General features: G+C 64.1%; 25 protein-coding genes. 15 read left to right on the top strand and 10 right to left on the bottom strand.

All coding sequences use genetic code 11. The features are described from left to right. The gene (locus DN611_RS07100) at positions 1-435 is read left to right on the top strand and encodes a GNAT family N-acetyltransferase (RefSeq protein ID WP_119310970.1); all 435 of its coding nucleotides are present in this window, start codon (positions 1-3) and stop codon (positions 433-435) included. A gap of 59 nt (positions 436-494) precedes the next feature. On the opposite strand, the gene DN611_RS07095 is transcribed toward DN611_RS07100, so the two are convergent. Next, entirely contained in the window at positions 495-1,121 is a 627-nt protein-coding gene (locus DN611_RS07095; RefSeq protein WP_021750669.1) for a flavodoxin family protein, read from the bottom strand. Between the two features lie 192 nt (positions 1,122-1,313). Between DN611_RS07095 and DN611_RS07090 the strand changes: the two genes are divergently transcribed. Genes DN611_RS07090 through DN611_RS07080 form a run of 3 tightly spaced genes read left to right on the top strand, consistent with a single transcriptional unit; the run spans position 1,314 to position 2,787 of the window. Further along, positions 1,314-1,619, top strand: coding sequence for an STAS domain-containing protein (locus DN611_RS07090; RefSeq protein ID WP_025544241.1), 306 nt, complete (start codon positions 1,314-1,316; stop codon positions 1,617-1,619). Between the two features lie 17 nt (positions 1,620-1,636). Further along, positions 1,637-2,086 (top strand): anti-sigma F factor, encoded by a 450-nt coding sequence (gene spoIIAB, locus DN611_RS07085; protein WP_021750666.1) that lies wholly within the window; start codon positions 1,637-1,639, stop codon positions 2,084-2,086. Then, on the top strand, positions 2,083-2,787 hold the full coding sequence (locus tag DN611_RS07080; RefSeq protein WP_119310969.1) for a sigma-70 family RNA polymerase sigma factor: 705 nt from the start codon (positions 2,083-2,085) through the stop codon (positions 2,785-2,787). Before spoIIAB ends, DN611_RS07080 begins: the two co-directional genes overlap by 4 nt. Here the strand turns inward: DN611_RS07080 and DN611_RS07075 are convergent. The 4 genes from DN611_RS07075 to DN611_RS07065 all read right to left on the bottom strand — a co-directional run bounded on the left by DN611_RS07075 (position 2,675) and on the right by DN611_RS07065 (position 6,136). Next, entirely contained in the window at positions 2,675-3,532 is an 858-nt protein-coding gene (locus DN611_RS07075) for a TIGR03915 family putative DNA repair protein (RefSeq protein WP_119310968.1), read from the bottom strand. The two genes, DN611_RS07080 and DN611_RS07075, sit on opposite strands and share 113 nt — an antisense overlap. Before the next feature lie 12 nt (positions 3,533-3,544). Continuing rightward, positions 3,545-4,810, bottom strand: a complete 1,266-nt coding sequence (locus DN611_RS07070; RefSeq protein ID WP_119311900.1) for a putative DNA modification/repair radical SAM protein — start codon at positions 4,808-4,810, stop codon at positions 3,545-3,547. A gap of 1 nt (position 4,811) precedes the next feature. Next, the gene (locus tag DN611_RS16965; protein ID WP_256264507.1) at positions 4,812-4,940 is read right to left on the bottom strand and encodes a hypothetical protein; all 129 of its coding nucleotides are present in this window, start codon (positions 4,938-4,940) and stop codon (positions 4,812-4,814) included. A 173-nt stretch (positions 4,941-5,113) separates the two neighbouring features. After that, positions 5,114-6,136 carry a threonine aldolase family protein gene (locus tag DN611_RS07065; protein WP_036631050.1) on the bottom strand — a complete coding sequence of 341 codons (1,023 nt, stop codon included), beginning with the start codon at positions 6,134-6,136 and terminating at the stop codon, positions 5,114-5,116. Positions 6,137-6,321: 185 nt separating this feature from the next. Between DN611_RS07065 and DN611_RS07060 the strand changes: the two genes are divergently transcribed. From DN611_RS07060 to DN611_RS07050, 3 genes are all read left to right on the top strand, one after another. Further along, a complete protein-coding gene (locus DN611_RS07060) occupies positions 6,322-6,828 on the top strand; it encodes a DUF4358 domain-containing protein (RefSeq protein ID WP_021750661.1) in 507 nt (168 codons plus the stop codon). Between the two features lie 66 nt (positions 6,829-6,894). Then, positions 6,895-8,289, top strand: a complete 1,395-nt coding sequence (locus DN611_RS07055) for an MBOAT family O-acyltransferase (RefSeq protein WP_021750660.1) — start codon at positions 6,895-6,897, stop codon at positions 8,287-8,289. 15 nt (positions 8,290-8,304) lie between these two features. Beyond that, the gene (locus DN611_RS07050) at positions 8,305-9,423 is read left to right on the top strand and encodes a DHHW family protein (RefSeq protein ID WP_119310967.1); all 1,119 of its coding nucleotides are present in this window, start codon (positions 8,305-8,307) and stop codon (positions 9,421-9,423) included. Positions 9,424-9,474: 51 nt separating this feature from the next. Here DN611_RS07050 and DN611_RS07045 read toward each other — a convergent pair whose 3' ends face one another. Both DN611_RS07045 and DN611_RS07040 read right to left on the bottom strand, forming a co-directional pair. Continuing rightward, positions 9,475-13,848: a M56 family metallopeptidase gene (locus tag DN611_RS07045; RefSeq protein WP_119310966.1), complete on the bottom strand. Its 4,374-nt coding sequence runs from the start codon at positions 13,846-13,848 to the stop codon at positions 9,475-9,477. Continuing rightward, positions 13,841-14,221 (bottom strand): BlaI/MecI/CopY family transcriptional regulator, encoded by a 381-nt coding sequence (locus tag DN611_RS07040; protein WP_021750656.1) that lies wholly within the window; start codon positions 14,219-14,221, stop codon positions 13,841-13,843. Before DN611_RS07040 ends, DN611_RS07045 begins: the two co-directional genes overlap by 8 nt. Before the next feature lie 195 nt (positions 14,222-14,416). Here DN611_RS07040 and DN611_RS07035 point away from each other — a divergent pair, with 195 nt between their 5' ends. Further along, positions 14,417-16,906 carry an ATP-dependent helicase gene (locus DN611_RS07035; RefSeq protein ID WP_036631046.1) on the top strand — a complete coding sequence of 830 codons (2,490 nt, stop codon included), beginning with the start codon at positions 14,417-14,419 and terminating at the stop codon, positions 16,904-16,906. Next, positions 16,906-17,574 carry a nucleotidyltransferase domain-containing protein gene (locus DN611_RS07030; RefSeq protein ID WP_025544775.1) on the top strand — a complete coding sequence of 223 codons (669 nt, stop codon included), beginning with the start codon at positions 16,906-16,908 and terminating at the stop codon, positions 17,572-17,574. The genes DN611_RS07035 and DN611_RS07030 overlap by 1 nt, the downstream gene beginning before the upstream one ends. Positions 17,575-17,688: 114 nt before the next feature. Here the strand turns inward: DN611_RS07030 and DN611_RS07025 are convergent, their stop codons facing one another. Next, a complete protein-coding gene (locus tag DN611_RS07025) occupies positions 17,689-18,300 on the bottom strand; it encodes a pentapeptide repeat-containing protein (protein WP_119310965.1) in 612 nt (203 codons plus the stop codon). Continuing rightward, positions 18,297-18,947, bottom strand: coding sequence for an HAD family hydrolase (locus DN611_RS07020; protein ID WP_025544772.1), 651 nt, complete (start codon positions 18,945-18,947; stop codon positions 18,297-18,299). The genes DN611_RS07025 and DN611_RS07020 overlap by 4 nt, the downstream gene beginning before the upstream one ends. 149 nt (positions 18,948-19,096) lie before the next feature. Here DN611_RS07020 and DN611_RS07015 point away from each other — a divergent pair, with 149 nt between their 5' ends. The 3 genes from DN611_RS07015 (at position 19,097) to DN611_RS07005 (ending at position 21,519) form a co-directional block, all read left to right on the top strand. Beyond that, the gene (locus DN611_RS07015) at positions 19,097-20,023 is read left to right on the top strand and encodes a DMT family transporter (RefSeq protein WP_021750650.1); all 927 of its coding nucleotides are present in this window, start codon (positions 19,097-19,099) and stop codon (positions 20,021-20,023) included. Positions 20,024-20,134: 111 nt separating this feature from the next. Continuing rightward, complete coding sequence (locus DN611_RS07010; RefSeq protein WP_119310964.1) at positions 20,135-20,854, top strand: WecB/TagA/CpsF family glycosyltransferase; 720 nt, start codon at positions 20,135-20,137, stop codon at positions 20,852-20,854. Next, positions 20,851-21,519, top strand: a complete 669-nt coding sequence (locus tag DN611_RS07005) for a dTMP kinase (protein ID WP_021750647.1) — start codon at positions 20,851-20,853, stop codon at positions 21,517-21,519. Before DN611_RS07010 ends, DN611_RS07005 begins: the two co-directional genes overlap by 4 nt. A gap of 61 nt (positions 21,520-21,580) precedes the next feature. Here the strand turns inward: DN611_RS07005 and DN611_RS07000 are convergent, their stop codons facing one another. Beyond that, positions 21,581-21,772, bottom strand: coding sequence for a hypothetical protein (locus DN611_RS07000; protein WP_036627932.1), 192 nt, complete (start codon positions 21,770-21,772; stop codon positions 21,581-21,583). A gap of 124 nt (positions 21,773-21,896) precedes the next feature. Here DN611_RS07000 and mltG point away from each other — a divergent pair, with 124 nt between their 5' ends. The 3 genes from mltG to DN611_RS06985 are packed head-to-tail and all read left to right on the top strand — an operon-like array spanning position 21,897 to position 25,717. Then, positions 21,897-23,078 carry an endolytic transglycosylase MltG gene (gene mltG / locus DN611_RS06995; RefSeq protein WP_119310963.1) on the top strand — a complete coding sequence of 394 codons (1,182 nt, stop codon included), beginning with the start codon at positions 21,897-21,899 and terminating at the stop codon, positions 23,076-23,078. Further along, positions 23,068-24,297, top strand: coding sequence for a peptidase U32 family protein (locus DN611_RS06990; RefSeq protein ID WP_119310962.1), 1,230 nt, complete (start codon positions 23,068-23,070; stop codon positions 24,295-24,297). Before mltG ends, DN611_RS06990 begins: the two co-directional genes overlap by 11 nt. Positions 24,298-24,319: 22 nt before the next feature. Then, complete coding sequence (locus DN611_RS06985) at positions 24,320-25,717, top strand: NAD(P)/FAD-dependent oxidoreductase (RefSeq protein ID WP_021750642.1); 1,398 nt, start codon at positions 24,320-24,322, stop codon at positions 25,715-25,717. The last annotated feature ends 26 nt before the right edge of the window (positions 25,718-25,743 follow it).

The following is a 25,743-nucleotide window of genomic DNA, read 5'->3' as shown; positions in this document are numbered from 1 at the left end:
ATGGAGATTCGACGCATACAGGGTGGCGAGCTTCCGGCGGCCATGGACCTGTGCTGGCGGGTGTTCCTTGAATTTGAGGCGCCGGAGTATCCGCCGGAGGGCGTGGAGGCATTTCGTGCTTATCTTTCAGATATTGAACAGGTAAATCACTTGACACTATTTGGCGCTTGGGAGGGGCAGGAGCTCCTGGGAGTCCTGGCGGCGGAGGGGAGCCACATCGCCCTGTTTTTCGTAGACCCGGCGTTTCACCGCCAGGGCATCGGCCGCCTCCTGTTCCAGGCATATCTGGCGGAGGGCGGCCGCGGGCGGATCACGGTTCACAGCTCCCCCTATGCAGTGGAGGTCTACCGCCAGCTGGGCTTTTCTCCCACGGCAGAGGAACAGCTGTCCCCGGACGGCATCCGATACACGCCCATGGTGTGGGAGCAAACATGAAAGAGCCCTAAATACAGCAAAGCCCCCGGAGGGAAATCCCCTCCGGGGGCTTTCGCGCTTCAGCGGATGAAGTTGGTCCGGGCCTCGCTCTCCGCCTGGGGCGGCTGGAGTCCAGCGGCCTTTCCCGCCTGGATGCACTGGACCATCCAGAGCAGGTTTCGGGCCAAATTCCGCATGGTCTGCATTCCCTCCGCGTCCTGGCGCACCTCCTCCGGCGTGTTGCCGTGGACCATGTTCCAGTAGGTAGAGGAAACTACCGGCATCTGGGCGATGGTGAAATATTTGTCCAGCACATCTACGGAGGCCGTAGTGCCCGCCCTGCGGGCGGAGGCAACAGCCGCGCCGGGCTTGTGGGCGAAGGCGTCTTTTCCGGCGTAGAACACCCGGTCCAGCACGGAGAGGATGCGGCCGGAGGGGTGGGCGTAATAGACCGGCGTACCGAACACGAAGCCGTCCGCCTCCCGGGCCTTCTCAATGATTGGGTTCACCATATCGTCATCGAACACGCAGCGGCCCGGCGTCTTCTGACAGGTCCGGCAGGCGGTGCAGTCCCGGACGGGGCCGCTGCCCAGAAAGAGGATTTCCGTCTCCGCGCCGCCGGATTCCAGCGTATCAGCGATCTCCCGCAGGGCTGTGTAGGTGCAGCCGTTGGGCCGGGAGCTGCCATTAATCAGCAAAATTTTCATGTATATGCCTGCCTTTCCCTTGAGATACCTTCATGATACCCCGCCGCAGGTGCCGATGCAAGCGGAGAAATGGGAAGATTTTGCGGCGGGGTGTGATTCCGACAAAAAAGAATGGGCCGTTTCCTTATAATGGGAGGAAAAACGGGGTACCCTGTATCTTGGTACACAAACGACAAGGAAGAAGGGAACTTTATGGAGATCGAAGCCACAAGCGCGGACCGGAATCTGCTGCTGGAGATGAAGGGGGAGCTGGACCACCACGGGGCCCGGAACGCCCTCCGGGAGTTGGAGCTGTCCATCGACGCGGCGCTGCCGAAAAAACTGGTGCTGGACCTGGCGGGCGTGACGTTCATGGACAGCTCCGGCATCGCGCTGATCCTGCGGGCCCAGCAGCGGATGCAGCTGCTGGACGGGAGCCTGCTGGTGCGGAACGTGCCTCAGCAGGCACGGCGGGTCCTGGATGCCGCCGGCATCGGCCGGCTGGTGACGATACGATAAAAGGGGGAGTACATACCATGAAGACCAAGGCCAACAACGAAGTCACGCTGGCATTTCCCAGCCGCAGCAGCAACGAGGGGTTCGCCCGGGCAGCCGTGTCCTGTTTCGCCGCCCAGATGGATCCCACCCTCAACGAGCTGGAGGACATCAAGACCGCCGTCAGCGAGGCGGTGACCAACGCCATCGTCCACGCCTATCCGGATTCCATCGGCCAGGTGGTGGTGAAAGTCCGCATCTGCCCGGACCAGGTGCTGGAGGTGACGGTGCGGGACCACGGCCGGGGCATCCCGGACATCGAGAAGGCCCGCCAGCCCATGTTCACCACCGGCGGGGAGGAGCGCAGCGGTATGGGCTTCACCATTATGGAGAGCTTTATGGACAGGCTGGTGGTCCGCTCCACGCCGGGCCGGGGCACCACCGTGGTGATGCGCAAGCGGCTGGCACCCCGGATGCAGGGCACAAAATGAGCGCCACGCTGGAGCTGCTGCGGGCGGCCCAGGAGGGGGACCGGGATGCCTGCGAGCAGGCGGTGATTGAGAACAACGGCCTGATCTGGAGCGTGGTGCGGCGGTATTACGGCCGGGGCGTGGACCCGGAGGACCTGTACCAGCTGGGGTGCCTGGGGTTTCTGAAGGCGGTGCAGGGATTCGACTTTGACTACGGCACCTGCTTCTCCACCTACGCCGTGCCCAAAATCGCCGGGGAGATTCGTCGCTTTCTCCGGGACGACGGCGCGGTAAAAGTTGGGCGCACCATGCGGGAGCAAGCTCAAACACTTTACACCATTCGGGAGCGGCTGCGGCAGGAGCTGGGCCGGGAGCCGGTGCTCAGCGAGCTCTCCGAGGCCTCCGGCCTGACGCCGGAGGAGATCGCCCAGGTGGAGATCGCCACGGACACGCCGGAGTCCCTCCAGCGGGAGACCGCAGACGGCCTCACCCTGGAGGGGATGCTGGGCACGGACGCCCCGGAGGAGGGCATGGTGGAGCGGATCGCCCTGCGGGAGTCCATCGATCAGCTGCCGGAGAAGGAGCGGATGACCATTCTTCTCCGCTACTTCAAGGGACTGACCCAGGAACAGACTGCCCGGATCCTGGGGGTGTCTCAGGTGCAGGTATCCCGGTTGGAGCGCCGGGGCCTGAAACGGTTGCGGGAGTTCCTCTCGCCCTGAAATGCGCTTCCCCCTGGAATTCCGTCATGGTGCCCCAGTACCGCTTGGGCATGTGGGTCATGCGGCAGCGGGGGTTTTCCCGCTCCCGGATGGCGATGGTGTCGTAGAATCGCTTCCACAGCAGGCGGTAGCGGGCCTCCGCCTCATCCGGCGGGGCCATCTGGAAGTGCTCCAGGGGCCGGACGGCAGAGCGGCCCTCGGCGTAGAACAGGGCCTCCTGGTGGGTACGGTCGTAGAGGAAGAACCGTTCGTTCCGGTAGCGGTCGCAGAAGTGACGGCGCAGCAGGGGCAGGACCCGGTTTTTCGGCTCGATTTCGCCCCCCAGTACGCCCCCCAGGTCGGAGAAGCGGACGAAGCCCTTGTACTGGTGGACCTCACCGTTCAGGTGGCGCACCGCCCGCAGAATGGGATACAGCGTCTCATCGGACAGGTCCCGGAGGAACCGGGGCCCCTCCTCCAGCAGCTTCACCACCAGACGGTACAGGTGCATTTCCCGGTCCGGCAGGCAGGTGAGAAAGCCGCGGCGCAGCAGGTCCGCCGCCTCCGGCGACAGCTTGACCACCTTCCGATATACCCGTGCGGCGTGGTCCCGGTCCGTCAGGACGGTCCGCACAGGGAAGAGCATGAATGGAATGTCCTCACCGCAGCTGATGGCGGTGAGGACTTCTTTTTGGGCGTAGCTCTCAAAGATGCAGGTGAGGAATCCCTCAAAGCTGCCGTCGTATTCATAGATCATCTCGGTCATGGGGAACCTCCCTCACACAGGGGCAAACAGGGACATCTGCTCCAGCTCCGGTTGGGGCAGGGAGGGCCGCTCCGCCGCGATCAGATTCCGCAGCAGGCTGTCCGGTGTGAACCGCAGGCCGTCTGCCATGCGGCCGGAGGCGGTGAGAAAATACTGGGCCCGCTTCATCACCACCCCCAGCTTGGGCAGATCCTCGATCCGCAGCTTCCGGGCCCGGCGGGACACCAGAATGCGCTTGGCGGAGACCACGCCCACGCCGGGGATCCGCAGCAGGGCCTCGTAGTCCGCCCGGTTCACCTCCACCGGGAAGAAGTCCAGGTGCCGGAGGGCCCAACTGCACTTGGGATCCACCTGGGGGTTGAAGTCCGGATGGCTTGCATCCAGCAGCTCCTCCGCCCGGAAGCCGTAAAACCGCAGCAGCCAGTCCGCCTGATACAGCCGGTGCTCCCGCAGCAGGGGCGGCTTCGTGTTCTTGGCGGGCAACAGGGCGTGCTCCACCACCGGCACGTAGGCGGAGTAGAACACTCGTTTGAGTTGGTAGCGGTCATACAGCCCCTGGGTCAGCCGCAGGATGTGGAAGTCCGTGTCCGCCGTGGCCCCCACGATCAGCTGGGTGCTCTGCCCGGCAGGGGCGAACCTGGGGGCGTGGCGGTACTTCACCAGCTCCTCCCGGCTCTGCTGTCCCCGCACCCGAATCTGCCCCATGGGAGCCAGGATGGCCTGCTTCGTCTTGTCCGGGGCCAGGGTCCGAAGTCCCGCCTCTGACGGCAGCTCGATATTGACGCTGAGCCGGTCCGCCAGGAACCCCATCTGCTCCACCAGCTCCGGAGCCGTGCCGGGGATGGCCTTGGCGTGGATGTAGCCGTTGAAGCGGTACTCTTCCCGCAAGATCCGCAGCGCCCGGATCATCAGTTCCGTGGTATAGTCCGGGGAGCGGTACACGCCGGAGGAGAGGAACAGCCCCTCGATGTAGTTCCGGCGGTAGAACTGGATGGTGAGGTCCGCCAGCTCCTCCGGGGTGAACATGGCCCGCTTCGCCTCATTGCTGCGGCGGTTGACGCAGTATTTGCAGTCATACACGCACCGGTTGGTCATCAGCACCTTCAAAAGGGTCACGCATCGCCCGTCGGCGGAGAAGGAGTGGCAGCACCCGGCGATAGAGGAGGTGGTATTGCCGATATACCCCGCCTTGGCCCTCCGGTTCCCACCGCTGGAGGTGCAGGCCGCATCGTATTTGGCCGCGTCCGTCAGGATGGTGAGCTTTTCCAGAACGTCCATCTCACCGCAGGGCTGTCCGCCGCCGGTCATGCCGCCGGTTGGGACGCTCGATGGCGTCGATGACCCGGAAGAGCTGAGAGGTCAGAAAGACCACGCCTACCAGAATAAAAAAGAAAGTCCAGCCGCTCATGGAAAAAACCTCCTTGATCGAACTTTTGTTCTAATTGCATTGTAACTCGAACAAACGTTTCTGTCAAGCAGAAATCGAACAAAAGCACGAGAGAGTTTGACAGCTCCCATGGGCCAGCAGAGCGGGAAGCACCACACAAAAAGGGACCGCCTGTTTGGCGGTCCCTTGGATGTTCAGCACCCGGCCAGGTCCCTGAGGAAGTCCTCCACCGCCGTCTCCGGCGTGGCCCAGCTGGTCACCAGACGGATGCAGGTGTGGTTCGCATCCACCGGGTGGTCGGTCTCAAATTCATAGCCCATCTCCTGGAGCTTTGCCACCGTCTCATTGGGCAGTACCGGGAACTGCTGATTGGAGGGGGAGGCCACCGGGAAGGGATATCCCAGGGCCGCGACGCCGTCCCGGAGCCGGAAGGCCAGCTCGTTGGCGCGGCGGGCCAGGTCGAAGTAGAGCCCGTCCTCCAGCAGGGCCTGGAACTGGAGTCCCAGCAGCCGGCCCTTGGCCAGCACGGCGCCCCGCTGCTTCATGTGCCAGCGGAAGTGAGGCATGGGACGGGTGAGCACCAGCGCCTCCCCGAAGAGGGCGCCGTTTTTCGTGCCGCCGATGGTGAAGGCGTGGGTGAGGGCGGCCAGCTCCGGCAATGTCAGGTCGTTGTCGGGGGAGGTGAGGGCGGAGCCCAGCCGGGCGCCGTCCAGATAGAGGAACAGGCCGTGAACATCGCAGCACTGCCGCAGGGCGGCCAGCTCCGCCCGGGTGTAGACCGTGCCGATCTCCGTGGTGTCGGAGATGTACACCATTCGGGGCAGCACCATGTGCTCCGTGCCGTTGTGGCCCGCCAGAACGGACTCGACCAGGGCCGGGGTCAGCTTGCCGTCAGGGCTCTCCACGGTGCAGACCTTGTGTCCGGTGGCCTCGATGGCGCCGGTCTCATGGGTGCTGACGTGGCCGGTCTGGGCGGCGACCACCGCCTCATAGGACTGCAGAAACGCGTCGATGGTGACGAGGTTCACCTGCGTCCCGCCCACCAGGAAGTGAACCGCCGCATCCGGCGCGGCGCAGAGGCGGCGGATGGTATCCGCCGCGGCTTGGCAGCAGGGATCCATGCCGTAGCCCACGGTCTGCCGGAGGTTGGTGTCCGCCAGGGCCTGGAGGACCTTGGGATGGGCGCCCTCGCTGTAATCGTTTCGGAAACTGTACATTGTGATCTCCCGCCTTTTTCCTTGTGATAGAGCCATGATACCGCCTCCGGCGGAGAATTGCAAGGGCAGGGCGGATGGGATGGTAAAAGAAAAAAAATTGGAAATACTGGCGGTGAGAGGGAACTTTTCAGCGGAGAGGTCCGTCTGTATTCCCCGAGAACATTCAGAAAGGAAATCAATACACCATGAAGAAATTTTTGACCCTGGCGCTGTCGGCGCTGCTGACGATGGGCCTGCTGACCGCCTGCGGCGGCAAGACTACGGACAAGACTGTGGATCTGACGGCCTTTTACAACACCCTGGCGGAGGAGTACGGCTGGGCGGAGGACGCCGCCTCCAGCGGCGAAGAGGACATCATGATGATGAACTTGGAGGGCGACATGCTGGAGGGCTCCTATCCCGGCCTGGCCGATGTGGCCACCAAGCAGCTGATCGCCAAAGCCCCCATGATCAGCGCCGTGGTGAATGAGATCGTGCTGGCGGAGTGCGGGACGGAGGAGGACGCTGCCACCGCCGCCTCCATCCTGCAGGACCGGGTGGACGCCCAGGCAGAGGGCGGCGCCTGGTATCCGGAGTCCATGGAGACCTGGTCCAACGCACAGGTAGTCCAGAATGGAACCTATGTGGCCATGATTGCCACGGCAGACCATCAGGAGGAGATCGCGGAGCAGTTCAATGCGCTCTTTGCGTAAGGAGGCAGCCAGCCGCGGCACCGCCGCGGCTGGCTGTGTGAAACGGAGAAGAGGGGAGGGGCGCCGGTGGTCTTCAGCAGCCTGACATTTTTATTTCTCTACCTGCCGCTGACGCTGCTGGTGTACTTTCTCTCGCCGCTGAGGTGGCGGAACTTCGTGCTGCTGGTGGTGAGTCTGCTCTTCTACGGCTGGGGAGAACCGGTGTACATTGTCATCATGTTCCTCTCCATCATCATCGACTACACCCACGGTCTGCTGGTGGAGAAGTTCCGCAGTGACGACAAAAAGGCCCGGTGGTTCGTGGCCCAGTCGGTGATCTTCAACCTGGCTCTGCTGGGCTTTTTCAAGTACTGGGACTTCATCGCAGCCAATCTGTCCCTGATCCCGGGCATTGATCTGCCCCAGCTGGGCATCCCGCTGCCCATCGGCATCTCTTTCTATACCTTCCAGACCATGAGCTATACCATCGACGTGTACCGGAAGGACGCACCGGTCCAGCGCAACATGGTGGACTTCGGCGCCTTCGTCACCATGTTCCCCCAGTTGATCGCCGGACCCATCGTCCAGTACAAGACGGTGGCAGCGGACCTGCGGCACCGGCTCCACACGTCGGAGAACTTCGCTCTGGGGGCCCGGCGGTTCTGCGTGGGACTTGCCAAGAAGGTGCTGCTGGCCAACTCCATCGGCGCCCTGTGGGAGGACTGCCTCGCCGCTCAGGGGGCCGGGACGCTGACGGTGCTGGGGGGCTGGCTGGGCCTCGCCGCCTATGGCTTCCAGATCTACTTCGATTTCTCCGGCTACTCCGACATGGCCATCGGCCTGGGGCGGATCTTCGGCTTCCGGTTCAACGAGAACTTTGACCACCCCTACTGCGCCGACTCCGTGGGCACCTTCTGGCGGCGGTGGCACATGTCCCTGACCTCCTGGTTCCGGGACTATTTGTATATCCCCCTGGGAGGCAACCGGGGCGGCACCGCCAGGACCATCCGGAACCTCCTGATCGTCTGGTTCTGCACGGGCTTCTGGCACGGGGCCAGCTGGAATTTCATCCTGTGGGGACTGTACTTCGCCGCCTGGCTGATCTTGGAGCGGTACGTCCTTCGGGGCGTACTGGAGAAGACCCCGGCGATCCTCAAGCACCTCTACACCCTCATCGTGGTGTTCGTGGGCTGGGGCCTCTTTGCCATGGTGGACCTGGGCGTGTGCGGGGACTACCTTGCCGCCTGTTTCGGCGGTGCGCCGCTCTGGAGCGGGGCGGACCTGTTCCGGCTGCGGAGCTACGCCGTGACACTGGCGGTACTGGTGCTGGCTTCCACCGCTCTGGGCCAGCGGCTGTGGGCGAAGCTGCCCCGGCAGGCAGAACAGCTGGCCACCCCGGTGCTCATGGGCCTTTCCCTGGTGGTCTGCACGGCCTATCTGGTGGACGGCAGCTACAACCCCTTCCTGTATTTCCGGTTCTGAGAGGAGGCAGAGACCTTGTCCAAACGATACGCAAGATTTCTCACAGCGGTGTTCTGCCTCTTTCTGGGGGGGCTGATGGTGTGGCAGATGCTCCTGCCGGACCGGGAGCGGTCCGACGTGGAGAACCGCACCCTCCAGCAGCGGCCGGCACTGACTCTGTCCAGCGTGCTGGACGGCAGCTATATGGAGGACGTGGAGGCCTACGTCCAGGACCAGTTTCCCCTGCGGGACCAGTGGACGGGCCTGAAGGCCCGGACGGAGCAGCTGATCGGCAAACGGCTGTTCAACAACATCTATCTCTGTGAAGGCGAAACATTGATCTCCAAGGTGGACGCCCCTGCGGACGGCCTGGAGAAGGCGAACCTGAATTACGTCTCCCAGCTGGCGGAGAAGTCGGACATCCCCATGTATCTGGGGCTGATCCCCTCCGCGGCGGAGGTGTGGCGGGACAAACTGCCGGAGGGCGCGGAGTCCTGGGACCAGAACGCTTACCTCTCCCAGGCGGCGGGCCTGGGGCTGCCCATGATCGACTTCTCCGCCGCCCTGACCGCTCACGCCGACGAGCCCATCTTCTACCGCACAGACCACCACTGGACGTCCCTCGGGGCCTTCTATGGGGCCAATGCTCTGCTGGAAGTCCTGGGAAGAGAATCATTAAAGCAGGAAAGCTTTACACCAGAGATTGCCAGTACCAGCTTCAATGGCACGCTGTACTCCCAGTCCGGCATCCACTGGCTGACGCCGGACACCATGGAATTCTGGGTCAAAGAGGACGGCCTCATGGTCACCTCCTGGCGCACCGGCTCTCCGGAACCCGGCATACTGTACGACCGGAGCTATTTGACCGAGAAGGACAAATACGCCTCCTTCCTGGGCGGCAACCAACCCCTGTGCGTCATCCAGAATGAGAACGCCCGAGACGGCGGCAAGCTCCTGCTGATCCGGGATTCCTACTCCGACGCCCTGGCACCCTTCCTGGCCCAGAGCTTTGCCGAGGTCCACCTGCTGGACCCGCGGTATTACCGGATGCCCCCCGCCCAGTACGCGGCGGAGAACGGCATCGACGCCATCTGCGTCGTGTATAGTATCCCCAACTTCATCACGGACCGGAACCTGGTGTTCCTGGCCCAGTGAGCGCAGAAAAGAGCGGCCGGAGTTTCGGCCGCTCTCTTTTTTGATCCGAATTCACGGGCCGGTGCCGGTGCCGTCGCACCGCCAGCCCTCATCCGTCAGGTAGAGGACCCCCACCTGGAAATTCTCATAGGCGCCCTCCGGGGCCTCGCCGTACCTGCCGTCGTACTCCACGGTGTTGCCGGCCATCTGCCAGCTGCGGGCCGCCTCATTCTCCGGTACAAAGATGCGCCGGTAGGAGAACCAGAACCGCTCGTGCCCCTCCGATTGCTCCGGATAGGAGGTCTCCGGCATATCTGCCCAGCTATCCACATCGGCCACAGTCCGCACATAGGTGCAGGCGAAGATGCTGCCGTCTGTGACCTCCAGGGCGGGCTGCGTATCCGCATCGGCCCAGGCCTGGGCGATCTCCAGATGGCTCTGTCCCCGGTCCGGGATGATGATGCCCTCCCGCAGGGCCTCCCATTCTACTTCGTCATAAATCTGGCGCAAGGCTGCAAAGACCGTGCCGTTGAAGACTGCGTCCGCCGTCACCGGCGGGGCGTAGAACCACTGTGTCACGCCGCTCCGGGTGCAGCGGACCAGGGAGCTGCCCTCCCAGCACTGGAGGGCGGCGCTGCCGTCCTCTGCGGTGAGGGTCAGGGAGGCCAGGCCCGCCGGGGGCGAGCCCGCCTCCGCGGGGTACCAGAGGAAATTCTCCGGCATCCGGGAGATGGCCGCCGCCATATCCAGCGGCAGTATATAGCTTCCGCCGCCGGACCCACCAGGGGCGGGGGAGAGGGTCAGGGAGAAGGCACCGGGGGCCAAAATCCCGTCCATCGCCGCCTGAACAGCAGCCTTGGCCGCCTCGTTCACCTCCGGCCGCCCCGAAGCTTCGGGGCCCACATAGCACCCGTCGGCGTCCGGGCAGTCCGGGTTGGGGGTGATACCGTTGCGGAAGAAGAAGCCCTCGATTACCGTCTGGGACTGATTCCGCAGCAGCTCATACTGGGCCATACTGGTGGGGTCCTCCACCAGGAACTGCACGTCCGTGGGGGTGGAGAGCAGATAGATGTAGGCGTCGTCAGAGCCGATCACATAGCTGGAAGCCCCTAAAATCTCCGACCAGTCCGCGTCCCCAAAGGCGGCCTGGAACTGGGCACGGGTGAGGGCCCGGACATTCCAGACCAGACCTGTATCGGGATTTGATATGTGGGCAAGTCGCTCATAGACGTCGAACCCCGGCACAGATTCTCCGAACCAGACAGCGTCCTCAGCGGTGACCGCCGCCATGTCTGCCCAGCCCTCCGGCACCCACAGGGAGAGGCCGCCGCTCTCATAGACCGTGCCATCTCCCGCCGCTGTCCAGATGGACAGGGCAGACTGGAGCGCCTGCCACGCGGCCCGACCGCCGTCTGTCAGATCATCGGAGAAGATTTCCATATAATGGGCAATGCTGTCATAGATCTCCTGAGTGCCGGGATCGTCTCCGGCGGCGACACAGGCCGCCATGGCGGCAAGGGCCTGGGACTGCTCCGAGAGGTTCGTCTCCGACAGCGTGTTGAAGAAGTGGACTGGCTGACTGCAGCTGATATCCAGCAGCTCCCGCCCCGTCAGGTCATAGAAGGACAGCAGCCCCATCTCCCGGAGCTGGTAGGCCATGCCTGAGAAAAACAGCTCTGTTCCGGGGACGCAGTCGTTCTCCATGCGGTGATACAGATAGGTGCGGGTTCCGCCCTCGTCCAGTTGGAAGTAGAAGTAGTCACACCCGGGGTAACCGGGGCTGACCCAGCAGTCCTCGGTCATGTACGTTCCGCCGGCCAAAATGACGCTCTCCGGCGTGGTGGTGTGCAGTTCATAGTTCATGCTCCAGATGGCAAAATCCAGGCCGCCCACGGATACATAGGAGGGGCCCTCGATGGACTCAATCCGCCAGTCGTCATATTCCAGCGGGGCGGGGACAAAGTCGCCGCCCTCCACGAACAGCAACCCCTCATGGTCGCCGGTGTACTGCTCCTGCACGTAGTCCCGCAGGACCGCCATTACGTCCTCCGGCGCTTCCGCGCCCTCCATCAAGTGGTCCGCCGTGGCACGGCCGTCCCGGTACACCAGCAGGTTTTCTCCATCAAAGTACAGCCACCGGTCGGCGGTGCCGTCCTGGGGACTGTCGGGAATGGGGACGAATGCCCACAGGGCCAGATTCCGGCGGCTCACGTCCCAACGGTTGAAGCTCAAGTACTCCGCGTCCGGCCAAGCCTGTTTCAAATCCTCGTCGATGTCCGCCTCATAGATCCGCCCATCCCGCTGGAAAAAGATCTGGGCGGTGTTTGCCGAAGAGGCACACAACTCGTCTGCGCCGTTGCCATCCAGGTCGAACTGGGCGGTGTCACCGTAGACCCGGGCCAGGAGGACGGGATTTCCCTCGGTGTCGAAATAGTAATAGTCGTGGAAGGTGGCACCTGTATGTTCGTCCAGCTCGCCGGAGTAACGGATGACCAGCCCATCATGGCCGAACAGATCGGAGAAGGAGTCCATGGAGACGGCGTAGCCGCCGGAATCGCTGTAACTCAGCGTGTTATGCTCCGGGAAGGTGAAGAAGCAGCCCACATCCCATGTGCGCATCCCGTCCCGGCCCGCCGCCTCGTCATAAATCACGGCGGCGTAGAGATTGCCGTCGGTGGAGAGATAGGTGCGGACAGAGAGTTCATCGCCGTCCTCGGTGTGCATGATATAGCCAGTGCCACGCTCGGCGCAGTCATTCCGGTGCCGAATGGCCTCCATGGTCTCCGGCTCATAGGGTGTGAGGTCTGTCAGCGGAATGGTCAGCACCGGCTCCCCCTCCGGGTACACGGTAGGGATGGCGGGCCGCTCACTGGGCTGGTTGGAGACAAACCAGTAGGAGCCGTCGGCCTGTTCTTCCAGTGTCACGCACTTCCAGCCGTCAACATGGAACGTGTCGTCGTAGTAGAGCCGGATGGTATCGCCCACCCGCTCCCCGGCAGTGATGTTGACGCCCGAGAAGTAGTTGGTATCCCCGTGGCTGTGATAGTAGGCATCATACTCCGGGAGGTACTGGAAGTAGTCCATCCCGATCCGCCCCGTCTCCTCCAGCGTGAGGCCGGTGTTCTCCAGCAGCACCTGGTTGATGGCCTCCACGGACATCTTGTCCACAGGGCAGATCAGCTCCCCTGCGGTGTCAAAGCTGCCCACCTGCCGCAGCTCCTCATCGGTCATAGGCGCGTCGATCCCCGTGCCGCAATAGAACAGCTCAAAGAGGTCGATGTCCTCCGGCTTCTCGTACAGGGAGTTCAAAAATTGGTTGCGGATGCTGTAAGTACCCTCCTGATTGAAGAACTCCTCATTAAAATACGCCAGCTCGTCGCCGGTGAGGGAGCGGACACCGCCGGTTTCCCCATCCGCCTTGGCCCCGGTGAAGGTGACGGCGCAGACGCCCGCTGCCAGCGCCAGAACCAGAAACAAAGCCGCTGCCCGGGTCTGTTGTCCCTGGGCGATGCGGGTGATCCGGTCCTTCAGCTGCCGCTTATCTGCCGTCATGGTGGTGGCGGACAGCAGGGGAGAGCCGGGACCCGTCCGCACCGGAATCAGGGACAGCAGCGTTTTGCCGTAGGGGATGCGTTCGCCCTCTCCCAGGGCCTGGATGGCGGCCTCGTCGCAGGCCAGCTCCCCGTCGGCCTTGGAGACGGCGGCGGCGATCCACACCAGAGGGTCGAACCAGTACACCGCGAGGCACACGCTCCGCAGCAGCGACCACAACGGGTCCAGATGGCGGGCGTGGGCGGTCTCATGGGCCAGCACATGCCGCAGCCGCTCCGGCGTCTCCACCGCGGCAGGCGTCAGGTAAATGGCGGGCCGGACAGGTCCGAACAGACAGGGGGAGGGGAGACCCGCCTCCACCAGATAGACGGGATACCTGTAGTTCTCCGCGGCATAGGGCGCCCTCGTCCTCCGGAGCTTTTGCCAGAAGCGCAGGTTGGTCACCAGAAACCACACCGCCATGGCGGCGATGCCGATCAGCCAGAGGACCGTCAGCAGGTCCGCCGCCGTCACCACCCGCTCCCGGATGACCGGGTAAGAAAAGGCTTCCTCCCCGCCGGAGGGCGCGGCCGCCTCCCCGGAGGGGGAGCCGCCTCCCTCTATCTGAGGTGCGGGGGATGTGACCTGGGGCGCTGTCCCCATGGGAGAGGGGGCCAGCGGCACTCTGTAAATTTCCCGCTGTTCCAGCCGTTCCGTCACTGTCCGGCCCACCGGCTCCGCCGCCGACAGGACGGAGAAGTCCGCTCCCGGCAGGCTCACCGGCACCAGCAGCCGCACCAGCACCAGCGCCCACAGGACATACTGGGCCCGGCGGGAAATCCGGTCCCGGAAGGCCCGCCGCAACAGCAGGACCGCCAGGATCAGCACGGAAGATGTCAACAGGATCTCACGCATGTTCCTCGCCTCCCGCTCGTTCCAAAATAGCGGACAACTCCGCGATGTCCGCCTCCGTCAGCTGGCGGCTCTCCACCATGGCGCTCATCATCAGGCCCAGGCTGCCGCCGTAGACCCGGGAGAGGAAGCTCTCCGTCTCCGCCGCCGCGGCGTCCTCGCGGTCCACCGCGGGGAAGTACCGCTTGGCCCGGCCGCCCTCCTCGTGCCGGACGGCCCCCTTGGCTTCCAGCCGGGCGAGCATGGTGATCACCGTGTTCTTGCTCCAGCCTGTGTCCTCCTTCAGGGAGGCCGTCAGCTCCATGATGGTCCGGGGGGACTGCTCCCACAGCCGGTTCATCAGCTTCCACTCGCTGTCGGACAGGTTCACCTGCATAGTCTCACCTCCATGGTATACGAGTGTCTACCTGGTCTTCTGATTGGACCATATCAAATAGGTAGACATTTGTCAACCTCAAATTGGTAACAAAAGCGGCAAACCGGCAACAGCCGTTTCCCGCCTTGACCGGAAGGGGATTTTGCCGTAAAATAGGGGCCGAGACTTTTGAGACGGATGGAGAACGGTGGACTTATGGAAGACTTCAAACAACGCTACATTGCCGCCCGCCGGGCGGTCATCGCCCAGGACTTATCCAGGCTGAACCCCATGCAGCGCCAGGCTGCCATGACCACGGAGGGTCCGCTGCTGCTGCTGGCGGGCGCCGGCAGCGGCAAGACCACGGTGCTGATCCAGCGGGTGTACAACCTGCTGACCTACGGCCGGGGAAGCGATTCGGAAGAGGTGCCGGCCTGGGCCACGGAAGAGGATCTTCAATTTCTGGAGAGCTTCCCCGCCCGGCCCACGGAGGAGGACGTCCGCCGGGCCCGGCGGCTCTGCGCCCTGGACGCGCCCAAGCCCTGGGAGATCATCGCCATCACCTTCACCAACAAGGCGGCAGGGGAGCTGAAGGACCGGCTGGCCGCCCGGCTGGGGCCGGAGGCCAACGACATCTGGGCCTCCACCTTCCACTCCGCCTGTGTGCGCATCCTGCGGCGGGACATCGACCGGCTGGGATTCGACAAGGACTTCACCATCTATGACACCGACGACTCCAAGCGGGTCATCAAGGACATTCTGAAGGAGCTGAACCTGGAGGAGAAGACCTTCCCGCCCCGGAGCGTCCTGGCCGCCATCAGCCACTCCAAGGACCAGTATGAGACGCCGGAGGACTTTGCCAAGCGGTACGAGGCGGCGGGGGACTGGAAGATGACCCGCATCGCCAAGATCTATGCCGCCTATGCGAAGAAGCTCCGCACCGCCAATGCCCTGGACTTTGACGACATCATCTTTCACACGGTAACACTACTGCAGCAGGAGCGGTCGGTGCTGGACTACTACCAGCGCAAGTTCCGCTACGTGCTGGTGGACGAGTACCAGGACACCAACCACTTACAGTATCTGCTGACAAGCCTCCTGGCGGGGGGGTACAAAAACCTCTGTGTGGTGGGCGATGACGACCAGTCCATCTACCGCTTCCGGGGGGCCAACATCGAAAACATCCTGAACTTCGAAGAGCAGTACCCCACCGCCCGGACCATTCGCCTGGAGCAGAACTACCGCTCTACCCAGAACATTCTGGATGCGGCCAACGCCGTCATCCAGAACAACCAGGGCCGCAAGGGCAAGACCCTCTGGACCGACAACGGCGGGGGCGATGTGGTGACGGTCAAGACCACCTTCAACGAGAGCGACGAGGCCAACTACGTGGCCGGGGACATCCTGATGGGGGTGAACCGGGGCAGGAACTTCCGGGACACGGCGGTCCTCTACCGGATGAACGCCCAGTCCAACGCCCTGGAATACGCCATGAAGCGCAACGGCATCCCCTATAAAGTAGTGGGGGGCATGAAGTTCTTCGACCGGGCGGAGGTCAAGGACATGCTGGCCTATCTGTGCGTGCTGAACAACCCCCTGGACGACCTGCGGCTGCGGCGGATCATCAACAACCCGCCCCGGGGCATCGGCGCCACCACATTGGACAAGGTGGGCGCCTTGGCGGAGAGCCAGGGGGCGTCGCTGTATGAGATCATCCGCAACGCGGACCTGTTCCCGGAGCTGAAAGCGTCTTCCGCCAAGCTGCTGAAGTTCGCGGACCTGATCGACGGCCTGCGGCGGGCGGGCACGGAGCTGGCCCTGCCGGAGTTCTATGACGCCGTCTGCGACCAGACCGGCTATGTAAAGGCCCTGGAGGAGAAGAACGACATGGAGAGCCGGGGCCGCATCGAGAACGTTCAGGAGCTGAAATCCAACATCCTGGGCTTCCTGGAGCAGCAGCCGGAGGACGCCACCCTCTCCGGCTTCCTGAACGAGATTGCCCTGTACACAGATCTGGACAGCGTGGAGGCCAGCGACGACTGCGTCACCATGATGACCATTCACTCCGCCAAGGGGCTGGAGTTCCCGGTGGTGTACGTGGTGGGGATGGAGGAGGGGATCTTCCCCGGCGCCTCCGCCCAGTACGACCAGGAGGAGCTGGAGGAGGAGCGGCGGCTCTGCTACGTGGCCATGACCCGGGCCAAGGAGAAGCTGACCCTCACCAACTGCCGGCAGCGGATGCTGTACGGCCGTACCAGCGCCAACCGGGCCTCCCGGTTCCTGGAAGAGATCCCGGAGGAGAACATGCGCTGGGAGAGCAAGCCGGAGCCCCGTTTCGGCGGTATGGAGCACGACGGCACCTTCGGCGGCGACCGGTACGAGGACGGCTGGGGCAGCTCCCCCGCCCGCGCCGGCGGCTCCTGGAGCAGCGGCGGCGTCCACAGCTACCGGGCCCCGGCCCAGGCGCCCCAGCGGCCCCTGGCCTCTGTCCAGCAGGCGTCCTCCACCCGGAAGAACGCCGCCCCGGCGGCGCCTCTGCTGCAATTACAGCAGGGGGACATGGTGGAGCACACCGCCTTCGGGAAGGGCATGGTGCTCTCTGTCCGGCCCATGGGCGGCGACGCCCTGGCGGAAGTGGCCTTTGACACCGTGGGCAAAAAGAAGCTGATGCTGAAATCCGCGGGAGCCCACATGAGGAAACTGTGATGATGGAGATCGAAAACTGGATGAAGCAATACTGCGGGGCCGTCCGGGCCGCCTTTGGGGACCGGGTGCGGTACATCGGCCTCCAGGGCAGCCGGGGCAGGGGAGAAGCCGGACCGGACAGCGACATCGACGTGGTGTGCATTCTGGACAGCTGCTCTCTGCAAGACCTGGAGACCTACCGGGCAGCCGTGAAGGACCTGCCGGACCGGGACAAGCTGTGCGGCTTCGTCTCCGGTACGGCGGAGCTGGCGGCCTGGGACCGGGGGGAGCTGTTCCAGTTCCGCCGGGACACCACCGACTGGTGCGGACGCCTTGCGGACCTGCTGCCGCCGGAGGAGCCAGGGGACGCCCGCCGGGCCCTCCATCAGGGGGCCTGCGGACTGTATCACCTGTGCTGCCACAACTTTCTCCACGGCAGAAGCCGGGAGGCGGTGGCGGAGGCCTGCAAGGCCGCCGTGTTCCTGCTGCAGGCCAAGCTGTATGCAGAGCAGGGGCTCTACTGCCGCCGGAGATCAGACCTGGAACAGCACCTGACCGGGCAGGACCTGGAGATTCTGCAAACTGCCCAGGCCCTGAAAGCAGGGGAGTGCCGGGAGGACCTGACAGCCCTCACGGACCGGCTGTTTGCCTGGTGCCGGGACGTGATCGGCCAGCAGAAAGCAATCTGAACACCAGGGCCCGCCGTTTTCGGCGGGCCCTGGTGTTTTGTGTGTGATCGGGGGTGGGAGATCCGGTCCATTGCACGGGGATCAGCCATGCCTGCGGCTGGACAGATGCCCCCCCTACGGCTCCACCCGGATGCCCAGAATCCGGGCCACCACCGCGGCCTGGGCGGCGTTGATGACGGCGCCCTTCAGCTCCCGGCAGGTCTCCGACAGCACGATCCGGTCCAGGGTGCAGGCCGTCAGGTCCATGCCGGCAAGGCTGGTGCGAAACAGCTCCGCCCCGGTCAGATCCGTCTTCTCCATGGCAGCTTTTTTCAGCCGCATCTCCGAGAGCGTAGACTCTGTGAAGTCACATTCCTTCACGGAAATACGCTCCCAGACGCCGCCGGAAAAGTTGACATAACGAAGCAGAGTCTCCTCCAGAACGCTGTCCTTCCACCGGGAGCGGCGCAGGTCCGCGCCGTCCCATTTGCAGCCGGAGAGGCGGCAGTCCTTCCAATAGGTGGCGGAGAGGCGGCAGTTCTCCAGGAGACATCCGGTGAAGGTGCAGCCGTAAAAGGCTGCGCCGGTGAAATCGCAGTTCCGCAGGCGGCAGGACTGGAACCGGCAGTCCCGGAAGTCCAGGCCGGAGCCGTCCAGCCCCTCGGCGTTTTCCTGGGAAAGGACCGCGGCGGAGAGCACCTCTCCGGCCTCCCGCGCCGTCTCCAGGGCCTCAGGCAGGCCGCTCATGGGCGGAGTGCCTGCCGGGGCGGGAGCAGCAGCTCCTCAAAGCTCCGGATATACACGTCGCAAAATCCCCGCATGGCCGCCTCGTCCTGGGCGAAGAAACCGTCGTAAACGCCCACCACCCGCATTTTTGCAGCCCTGGCGCCCTTGCAGGCGGAGAGGCTGTCATCGAACACCGTGCAGTCCTCCGGTGCCACGCCGTAGTGCTCTGCGGCGGCACGCCACAGGGCCGGGTCCTTTTTCTCCAACCCCAGGTCGTGGGCCAGAGTGACACCCTCAAAGTACTTCATCAGGTCCAGGTGGGTCAGGGCGGTGCGGCAGTGCTCCGGCACGCTGGAGGTCACCACCGCCATCCGGCGGCCCTCTGCCCGGCACTGCTTTAAATACGCCCGGACGCCGGGCTTCACCGTGACATGGGCATAGGCGTCCCTGGCCATCTCCATCCACTCGGCAATGATCTCCTCGCAGGACTCCGTGAGGCGGCAGTACTCCTTGGTGAACTTGGCGGCCAGGGGAAGGATGGTATGGGCTACGCCCTCGTAATAGGCGTGGGTGTACGCAATGCCCCGCCGGGCCAGAAATTCCCGGTCCACGTTTTTCCAGACGCCGTTGGAGTCGATCAGCGTCCCGTCCATGTCAAACAGCAGCATGGGCCGCCTCCTTTTCTCGGGGAGGAACCGGGTCTTGCCATTTCCGCCCCGTTGTGTTAAAATTTTTATTTGTTCGCGGCTTTTGGTCCCGGACATCTCTGCGGGAGTTTGCAAAAGTATAGCATAGATCCTGGTGAGGAGCAAGTCTGATGAAAGTCAACCACATCCGTCAAAATGTATTCCCCGTGCTGGCGGCTCTGATCTGGGGCACCGCCTTCGTGGCCCAGAGCGTGGCCGCCGACCATGTGGGTCCCTTCACCTTCACCGCCGCCAGAAGCGCGGTGGCCTTTGTGTTTCTGCTGGTGCTGTGTCTGGTGTTCCGCTGCCTGCGGCGGCGGGATTTTCAGGAGGAGGCCCAGGCCCGGCCCGGTTCCTGGCGGGATCTGGCCATCGGCGGTATCTGCTGCGGCGTGGTCCTGACAATGGGCACCAACCTCCAGCAGATGGGGCTGGAGACCACCACCTCCGGCAAGGCGGGGTTCATCACGGCCCTCTATATTGTCATCGTGCCCATTGCGGGGATTTTCCTCCGGCAAAAGGCGCCCCGGGCGATCTGGCTCAGTGTGGCGCTGGCGGTGGTGGGATTGTATCTGCTGTGCGTGCAGGAGTCCTTTTCCATCACGGAGGGGGACTGGTACGTGCTGCTGTGCTCCTTCTGCTTCGCCGGACACATCCTGCTGATCGACCACTTTACCCGGAAGGTGGACGGGGTGGCCCTGTCCTGCGTACAGTTCCTGGTGATGGCGGTGCTCTCTGCCGGACTGATGCTGGTCATGGAGACGCCTGACTGGGCGGGGCTGCTGGCCTGTATCGGGCCTGTCCTGTATGTGGGCATCTTCTCCAGCGGCGTGGGATACACCCTCCAGATCCTGGCGCAGAAGGACTCCAACCCCACGGTGGTGTCCCTGCTGCTGAGTCTGGAGTCCGTGTTCGCCACCGTCGCCGGGGCGCTGATCCTGGGGGACCGGATGAGTGGGAAGGAGTACCTGGGCTGCGTGCTGATGCTGGCGGCGGTGGTGCTGGCCCAGCTGCCGGACTTCCGGAAAAAGCAGGCGGTACCGGCGCCGGAAAACTGAATCGTTCAGCAGGGACGCCGGTTTTTGGCGTCCCTGTTGATTTTTGGTTGGACAAACGCGGCGGCTTGTGGTATACTGCTATCCTGTATGAGTATGTAGCGAGGTGATTCCATGCGCATCGACGTGCTGGGCGTCGGCTTTGACAACCTGACCATGGCAGAGGCCGTGGAGCGGGGGATGGAGCTGGTCCGCAGTCCGGGCCCCCACTATGTGGTGACCCCCAATCCGGAGATCGTGGAGGTCTGCCGGGAGGACAGCGGGGCCAGGGCCGCGGTGAACGGCGCGGATCTGGTGCTGCCGGACGGCATCGGCGTCATCAAGGGCGCGGCCATGCTGGGGACGCCTCTGAAGGAAAGGACGCCGGGCGTTGAATTCGCGACCCATTTGATGGATAAACTGGCGGAGGAAGGGAAGTCCCTCTACCTCCTGGGCGCCAAGCCCGGTGTTGCGGAGCAGGCGGGAGCGAAGCTGGCCGCGGCCCATCCGGGGCTGCGGATCGCCGGCACCCACGACGGCTATTTCAAGGAGGACGGCCCGGTGGTAGCGGCCATCCGCCAAAGCGGCGCGGACGTAGTGTTCGTCTGCCTGGGCGCCCCCAAGCAGGAGAAGTGGATGGCGAAAAACGGCGCCGCCACAGGCGCCCGGCTGTTGTGCGGCCTGGGGGGCAGTCTGGACGTATTCGCCGGCGTGGTGGAGCGGGCCCCAAAATTCTGGACCGACCACGGGCTGGAGTGGTTCTACCGCCTGTGCAAGGAGCCCCGCCGCATCGGCCGGATGATGAAGCTGCCGCTGTTTTTAATCCATGTCAAGCAGGAGAAGAGACTCAGATGAGCGGAAAACTGATTGTATTCGAGGGCACGGACGGCTCCGGCAAGGCTACCCAGGCAAAGCTCCTGTGCGAGACCCTGGCCCAGCGGGGCATCGCATATCGGGAGATCGACTTTCCCCGGTATGGCAACCCCTTTGCCGAACCGGCGAACCTCTACCTCCACGGAGCCCTGGGCAACAGGCCCGGGGACGTGAACGCCTACGCCGCGTCGGTGCTGTACGCCGTGGACCGCTTCGCCTCCTACAAGGAGGACTGGGGCGGGTTCTATGAGGAAGGCGGAATCGTGGTGGCCAACCGGTACACCACCTCCAACGCCGTCCACCAGGCATCCAAACTCCCGGAAGGGGAGCGGCAGGCATTTCTGGACTGGCTCTTCGACCTGGAATACGGCCGCATGGGCCTGCCCGCGCCGGACCTGGTGCTGTACCTGGATCTGCCCACAGAGGTGTCTGAGAAGATGCTCCGGCATCGGGAGCAGGCGACCGCCACCGCTGCGGACATTCACGAGCAGGACGGGGCTTATCTCCGCCGCTGCCGGGAGGGCGCCCGCGAGATTGCCCGGGATCTGGGCTGGTCGGTGATCGACTGCGCCGCCGGGGACGCGCCCCGGACAGTGGAGGACATCCGCCGGGAGGTGCTCTCTCGGGTGGAGCCGCTGCTGAACTAGGGGCTGTCCCCGACGGGAGCAAAGAAAATGGGACGAACACGCCCCATTTTCTCCGCAGCCGTCAGCAGCAGCCGTTGTTGCAGCCGTCGTTGCCGCACCCGCAGCCGCAGCCACAGCCGCAGCTATTGCCGCCGAGGGCGTTCCCGCTGCCACAGCAGCAGCAGATCAGCACGACGATGATGATGAGCCACAGGCAGGAACAATTGTTGTTTCCGTTGTTGAAGCACATGATTGTCACCTCGCTTTGAGACATTCTATGCGCCCGGCTTCCAAAGGGAGCCTGGCCGCTGAAAAAAATTGCAGGGAGGGGAAGATTTCTTCCCCATCCCGGGACGTTTCCGGCGGCGCACCGCCGGGGCGAGAAAATGGAGGTTCCTATGTCTGATTACAAAAACGGCGATACCGCCAGCTGGGACGCGTCCCAGGTGCGCCGCAGCCAGGCGGGCCATACGGGGAGGAGCCAGGGCAATCCGTCCCAGCAGCCGCAGCGGCGGCGGCGCAAGCGCCGCCGGATCAACCCGGTCCTGTATATCCTGTGCGTGCTGGTGGCCTCGGCCATCCTGGCTGGCGTGGGCTGGCTGCTGGCCAGCGACCTGTGTGCTTTCAGCCGGGACATCCCCTCCACCACCAAGATCACCATTGAGATCACCGCGGATGACGACATGGGCAGCATCGCGGAAAAGCTGCAGGACGCCGGACTGATCCGCTACAAGTGGTTCTTCCGCCTGTTCGCGGCCGTCACCGGCGCCAGCGAAGAGGTGGGCATCGGCACCTATGAGCTGAACACCGACATGGACTACCACGCCCTGATCGCTGGGATGCGCAGCTCCTCCGGCAACCTGAGCGCGGAGACGGTGACCGTCACCATTCCGGAGGGCTACACCGTCCGCCAGACCATCGCCCTGCTGGCGGAAAAGGGCGTCAACACGGAGGAGGCCCTGACCGAGGCCGCCCAGACCGGCGATTTTGACTACGACTTCATCGACAACGAATCCGAGGACCTGAGCCGACTGGAGGGCTTCCTCTTCCCGGACACCTATGAGTTCTATGTGGGCCATAACGCCGAGGACGCCCTGGACCGGCTGATCCGCAACTTTGTCAGCCGCATGGACGAGGAGCGGATGACCCAGGTGGAGGAGTCCAGCTACTCCCTGCAGGAGATCATCACCATCGCCTCCCTGATCGAGGAGGAGACCGACGGCACGGATCAGGCCAACATCGCCTCTGTCATTTACAACCGGCTGGAGGGCTCCGGCAACAAGCAGGGGACCTACGGCCTGCTGCAGATCGACGCCTCTCTGCTCTATGCGCTGCCGGACCACACCGGCCCCATCACCAGCGCGGACATGCAGACCGACTCCCCCTACAACCTGTACCAGAACGCGGGCCTGCCCCCCACGCCCATCTCCAACCCGGGCCTGGCCTCCATCGACGCGGCGCTGAACCCCAACAGCACGGACTACTATTACTACGCCCTGGGCACGGACGGCAAGCACCACTTCTCCACCACGCTGGCGGAACACAACGCGTTCGTCAACAGCAGCTCCTATGGCGGTTAAGCGGGACAAGCCGGAGCTGCTGGCCCCGGCGGGGGACATGGAGCGGCTGAAAATGGCCGTGCTCTATGGCGCGGACGCAGTGTATCTGGCGGGCACCAGCTTTGGGATGCGGGCCTTTGCGGGGAACTTCTCCGACGAGGAGCTGCCCCAGGCGGTGGCCTTTGCCCACAGCCACGGCGTCCGGGTCCACTGCACCATCAATACCATGCCCCGGAACGACGAGGCGGCCCGCCTGCCGGAGCACCTGGAACGGCTGGCGGACGCCGGGGTGGACGCCCTGATCGTGGCGGACCTGGGGGCCTTTACCATGGCGGGGAAGTACGCCCCCCGGTGTGAGCGGCACATCTCCACCCAGGCCAGCATCTGCAACTACGAGACCGCCCGGGCCTGGCACGACCTGGGGGCCAGCCGGGTGATCCTGGCCCGGGAGCTGAGTCTGGAGGAAATCCGCACCATCCGGGACAAGACCCCGGCGGACCTGGAGATCGAGGCCTTCGTCCACGGCGCCATGTGCGTCAGCTACTCGGGGCGGTGCCTGCTCTCCAACTATATGACCGGCCGGGACTCCAGCCGGGGCGCCTGTGCCCAGCCCTGCCGGTACCAGTACGCCCTGGTGGAGGAGAAGCGTCCGGGAGAGTATTTCCCGGTGTTTGAGGACGAGCAGGGCACCTATATCCTGAACTCCCGGGACATGTGCATGATCGACCACCTGGGGGACCTGTGCGGCGCGGGCCTCTCCAGTTTGAAGATCGAGGGCCGGGCCAAGTCCGCCTACTACGCGGCCATCGTCACCGGGGCCTACCGCCACTGTTTGGACGCCGCGGCGGCAGGGGAGTCCGTCGATCCCGTGTGGCGGGACGAGGTGGAACACGTGAGCCACCGGCCCTACTCCACCGGCTTCTACTACGGCCCGCCGGGCCAGTATTACGCCACCTCCCGCTATGTCCGGGAATGGCAGGTGGCGGCGGTGGTGACGGACTGCGACAGCGCCGGGCACGCCGTGCTGTCCCTTCGGAACAAGTTCCGCGCCGGGGACACGGTGGAGATCGTGGGCCCGGATCTGCGGCCCTTCTCCATAACCGTGCCGGAGATGCGGGACGAGGCGGGGGCGCCCCTGGTGGAACCCCGCACCCCACAGATGAAATTCTATATGGACCTTCCCAAGGCGGTGCCGCCGTATTCCCTGGTGCGCCGCGGGGTGGACCTGTCAGCCAAATGAGGAAAAACGAGGAGAGAAGACTATGAACGCAGATGTTGTCATTGTTGGCGCCGGCCCCGCCGGTATCTTCACCGCTTTGGAGATGATTAAGAAGGGCAGCCGCCAGAAGATCGTCATGGTGGAAAAGGGACAGCCGGTGGAAAAGCGCCACTGCCCCAAGGACAAGACCAAGAAGTGCGTGAACTGCAAGCCCTACTGCCACATCACCACCGGCTTCTCCGGCGCCGGCGCCTTCTCCGACGGCAAGCTCTCCCTCAGCTATGAGGTGGGCGGCGACCTGCCCACCCTGATCGGGGCGGACCTGGCTCAGGAGACCATCGACTATGCCGACCAGATCTACCTGGAGTTCGGCGCGGATGAGCACATCGAGGGCCTGGGCCACGAGGAGGAGCGGAAGGAGATCCGCCGCCGGGCCATCCAGGCGGGGCTGAAGCTGGTGGACTGCCCCATCCGCCACATGGGCACCGAGAAGGCCCAGGGCATTTACCTCGCCATCGAGCGGTACTTACAGGAGAACGGGGTGGAGATGTACTTCGGCTATGAGTGCAGCAACCTGATCCTGGAGAACGAGGTCTGCAAGGGCGTGGCCATCTCCGACGGCAAGACGGACCTGGAGATCTACGCCAAGCATACCGTGGTGGCCACCGGCCGCCGGGGCGCCGACTGGCTGGAGAAGCTCTGCGCCGAGCACAACATCGCCCACGCCCCCGGCACTGTGGACATCGGCGTCCGGGTGGAGGTCCGCAACGAGGTCATGGAGATGGTGAACCGGGTGCTGTACGAGTCCAAGCTGGTGGGCTATCCCAAGCCCTTCAAGAACAAGGTCCGCACCTTCTGCCAGAACCCCGGCGGCTTCGTCAGCCAGGAGAACTACGACAACAACCTGGCAGTGGTGAACGGCCACTCCTACAAGGACCTGAAGAGCGACAACACCAACCTCTCCATCCTGTGCTCCCACAATTTCTCCATCCCCTTCAACCAGCCCATCGCCTATGCCCAGAAGGTGGGCGAGCTGACCAACATGCTGGCCAACGGCCAGATCCTGGTCCAGCGGTTCGGGGACATTCTGGACGGCAAGCGCACCTGGCAGAAGGAGCTGGCCCAGTCCAACATCCGGCCCACCCTGCCGGACGCCGTGGCCGGTGACATCACCGCCGCCATGCCCTACCGGGCCATGACCAACATCATCAACTTCATCCAGGCCATGGACTACGTGGTGCCGGGCTTCGCCGCCTATGAGACGCTGCTGTACTCCCCGGAACTGAAGTTCTATTCCAACCGGGTGAAGATGGACACCGACTTCAACACCAGCCTCCAGGGCCTCCACTGCCTGGGCGACAGCTCCGGCTGGACCCGGGGATTGATGATGGCCTCTGTCATGGGCACCCTCATGGGCCGCAAGATCGCGGAAGAGGGCTAATCGGATCACAGAGCGGCAGCAGGCGC

This window comes from Oscillibacter sp. PEA192 (assembly GCF_003574015.1).
Lineage (GTDB): Bacteria > Bacillota > Clostridia > Oscillospirales > Oscillospiraceae > Oscillibacter > Oscillibacter welbionis.
The sequence above is the reverse complement of the archived record's forward strand: the minus strand, read 5'-3'. Positions and strand labels throughout refer to the sequence as shown.

What these genes read in the sequence shown, in the direction of transcription:
- DN611_RS07025 (WP_119310965.1), bottom strand. Translation starts at nt 18,300, where the DNA reads ATGAGCGGCCTGCCTGAGGCCCTGGAGACGGCGCGGGAGGCCGGAGAG.
- DN611_RS07045 (WP_119310966.1), bottom strand. Translation starts at nt 13,848, where the DNA reads ATGCGTGAGATCCTGTTGACATCTTCCGTGCTGATCCTGGCGGTCCTG.
- DN611_RS07065 (WP_036631050.1), bottom strand. Translation starts at nt 6,136, where the DNA reads ATGTACAGTTTCCGAAACGATTACAGCGAGGGCGCCCATCCCAAGGTC.
- spoIIAB (WP_021750666.1), top strand. Translation starts at nt 1,637, where the DNA reads ATGAAGACCAAGGCCAACAACGAAGTCACGCTGGCATTTCCCAGCCGC.
- DN611_RS07005 (WP_021750647.1), top strand. Translation starts at nt 20,851, where the DNA reads ATGAGCGGAAAACTGATTGTATTCGAGGGCACGGACGGCTCCGGCAAG.
- DN611_RS07010 (WP_119310964.1), top strand. Translation starts at nt 20,135, where the DNA reads ATGCGCATCGACGTGCTGGGCGTCGGCTTTGACAACCTGACCATGGCA.
- DN611_RS07080 (WP_119310969.1), top strand. Translation starts at nt 2,083, where the DNA reads ATGAGCGCCACGCTGGAGCTGCTGCGGGCGGCCCAGGAGGGGGACCGG.
- DN611_RS07035 (WP_036631046.1), top strand. Translation starts at nt 14,417, where the DNA reads ATGGAAGACTTCAAACAACGCTACATTGCCGCCCGCCGGGCGGTCATC.
- DN611_RS16965 (WP_256264507.1), bottom strand. Translation starts at nt 4,940, where the DNA reads ATGAGCGGCTGGACTTTCTTTTTTATTCTGGTAGGCGTGGTCTTTCTG.
- mltG (WP_119310963.1), top strand. Translation starts at nt 21,897, where the DNA reads ATGTCTGATTACAAAAACGGCGATACCGCCAGCTGGGACGCGTCCCAG.
- DN611_RS07030 (WP_025544775.1), top strand. Translation starts at nt 16,906, where the DNA reads ATGATGGAGATCGAAAACTGGATGAAGCAATACTGCGGGGCCGTCCGG.
- DN611_RS07070 (WP_119311900.1), bottom strand. Translation starts at nt 4,810, where the DNA reads ATGGACGTTCTGGAAAAGCTCACCATCCTGACGGACGCGGCCAAATAC.
- DN611_RS07100 (WP_119310970.1), top strand. Translation starts at nt 1, where the DNA reads ATGGAGATTCGACGCATACAGGGTGGCGAGCTTCCGGCGGCCATGGAC.
- DN611_RS07020 (WP_025544772.1), bottom strand. Translation starts at nt 18,947, where the DNA reads ATGCTGCTGTTTGACATGGACGGGACGCTGATCGACTCCAACGGCGTC.
- DN611_RS07060 (WP_021750661.1), top strand. Translation starts at nt 6,322, where the DNA reads ATGAAGAAATTTTTGACCCTGGCGCTGTCGGCGCTGCTGACGATGGGC.
- DN611_RS06985 (WP_021750642.1), top strand. Translation starts at nt 24,320, where the DNA reads ATGAACGCAGATGTTGTCATTGTTGGCGCCGGCCCCGCCGGTATCTTC.
- DN611_RS06990 (WP_119310962.1), top strand. Translation starts at nt 23,068, where the DNA reads ATGGCGGTTAAGCGGGACAAGCCGGAGCTGCTGGCCCCGGCGGGGGAC.
- DN611_RS07015 (WP_021750650.1), top strand. Translation starts at nt 19,097, where the DNA reads ATGAAAGTCAACCACATCCGTCAAAATGTATTCCCCGTGCTGGCGGCT.
- DN611_RS07000 (WP_036627932.1), bottom strand. Translation starts at nt 21,772, where the DNA reads ATGTCTCAAAGCGAGGTGACAATCATGTGCTTCAACAACGGAAACAAC.
- DN611_RS07095 (WP_021750669.1), bottom strand. Translation starts at nt 1,121, where the DNA reads ATGAAAATTTTGCTGATTAATGGCAGCTCCCGGCCCAACGGCTGCACC.
- DN611_RS07075 (WP_119310968.1), bottom strand. Translation starts at nt 3,532, where the DNA reads ATGACCGAGATGATCTATGAATACGACGGCAGCTTTGAGGGATTCCTC.
- DN611_RS07090 (WP_025544241.1), top strand. Translation starts at nt 1,314, where the DNA reads ATGGAGATCGAAGCCACAAGCGCGGACCGGAATCTGCTGCTGGAGATG.
- DN611_RS07040 (WP_021750656.1), bottom strand. Translation starts at nt 14,221, where the DNA reads ATGCAGGTGAACCTGTCCGACAGCGAGTGGAAGCTGATGAACCGGCTG.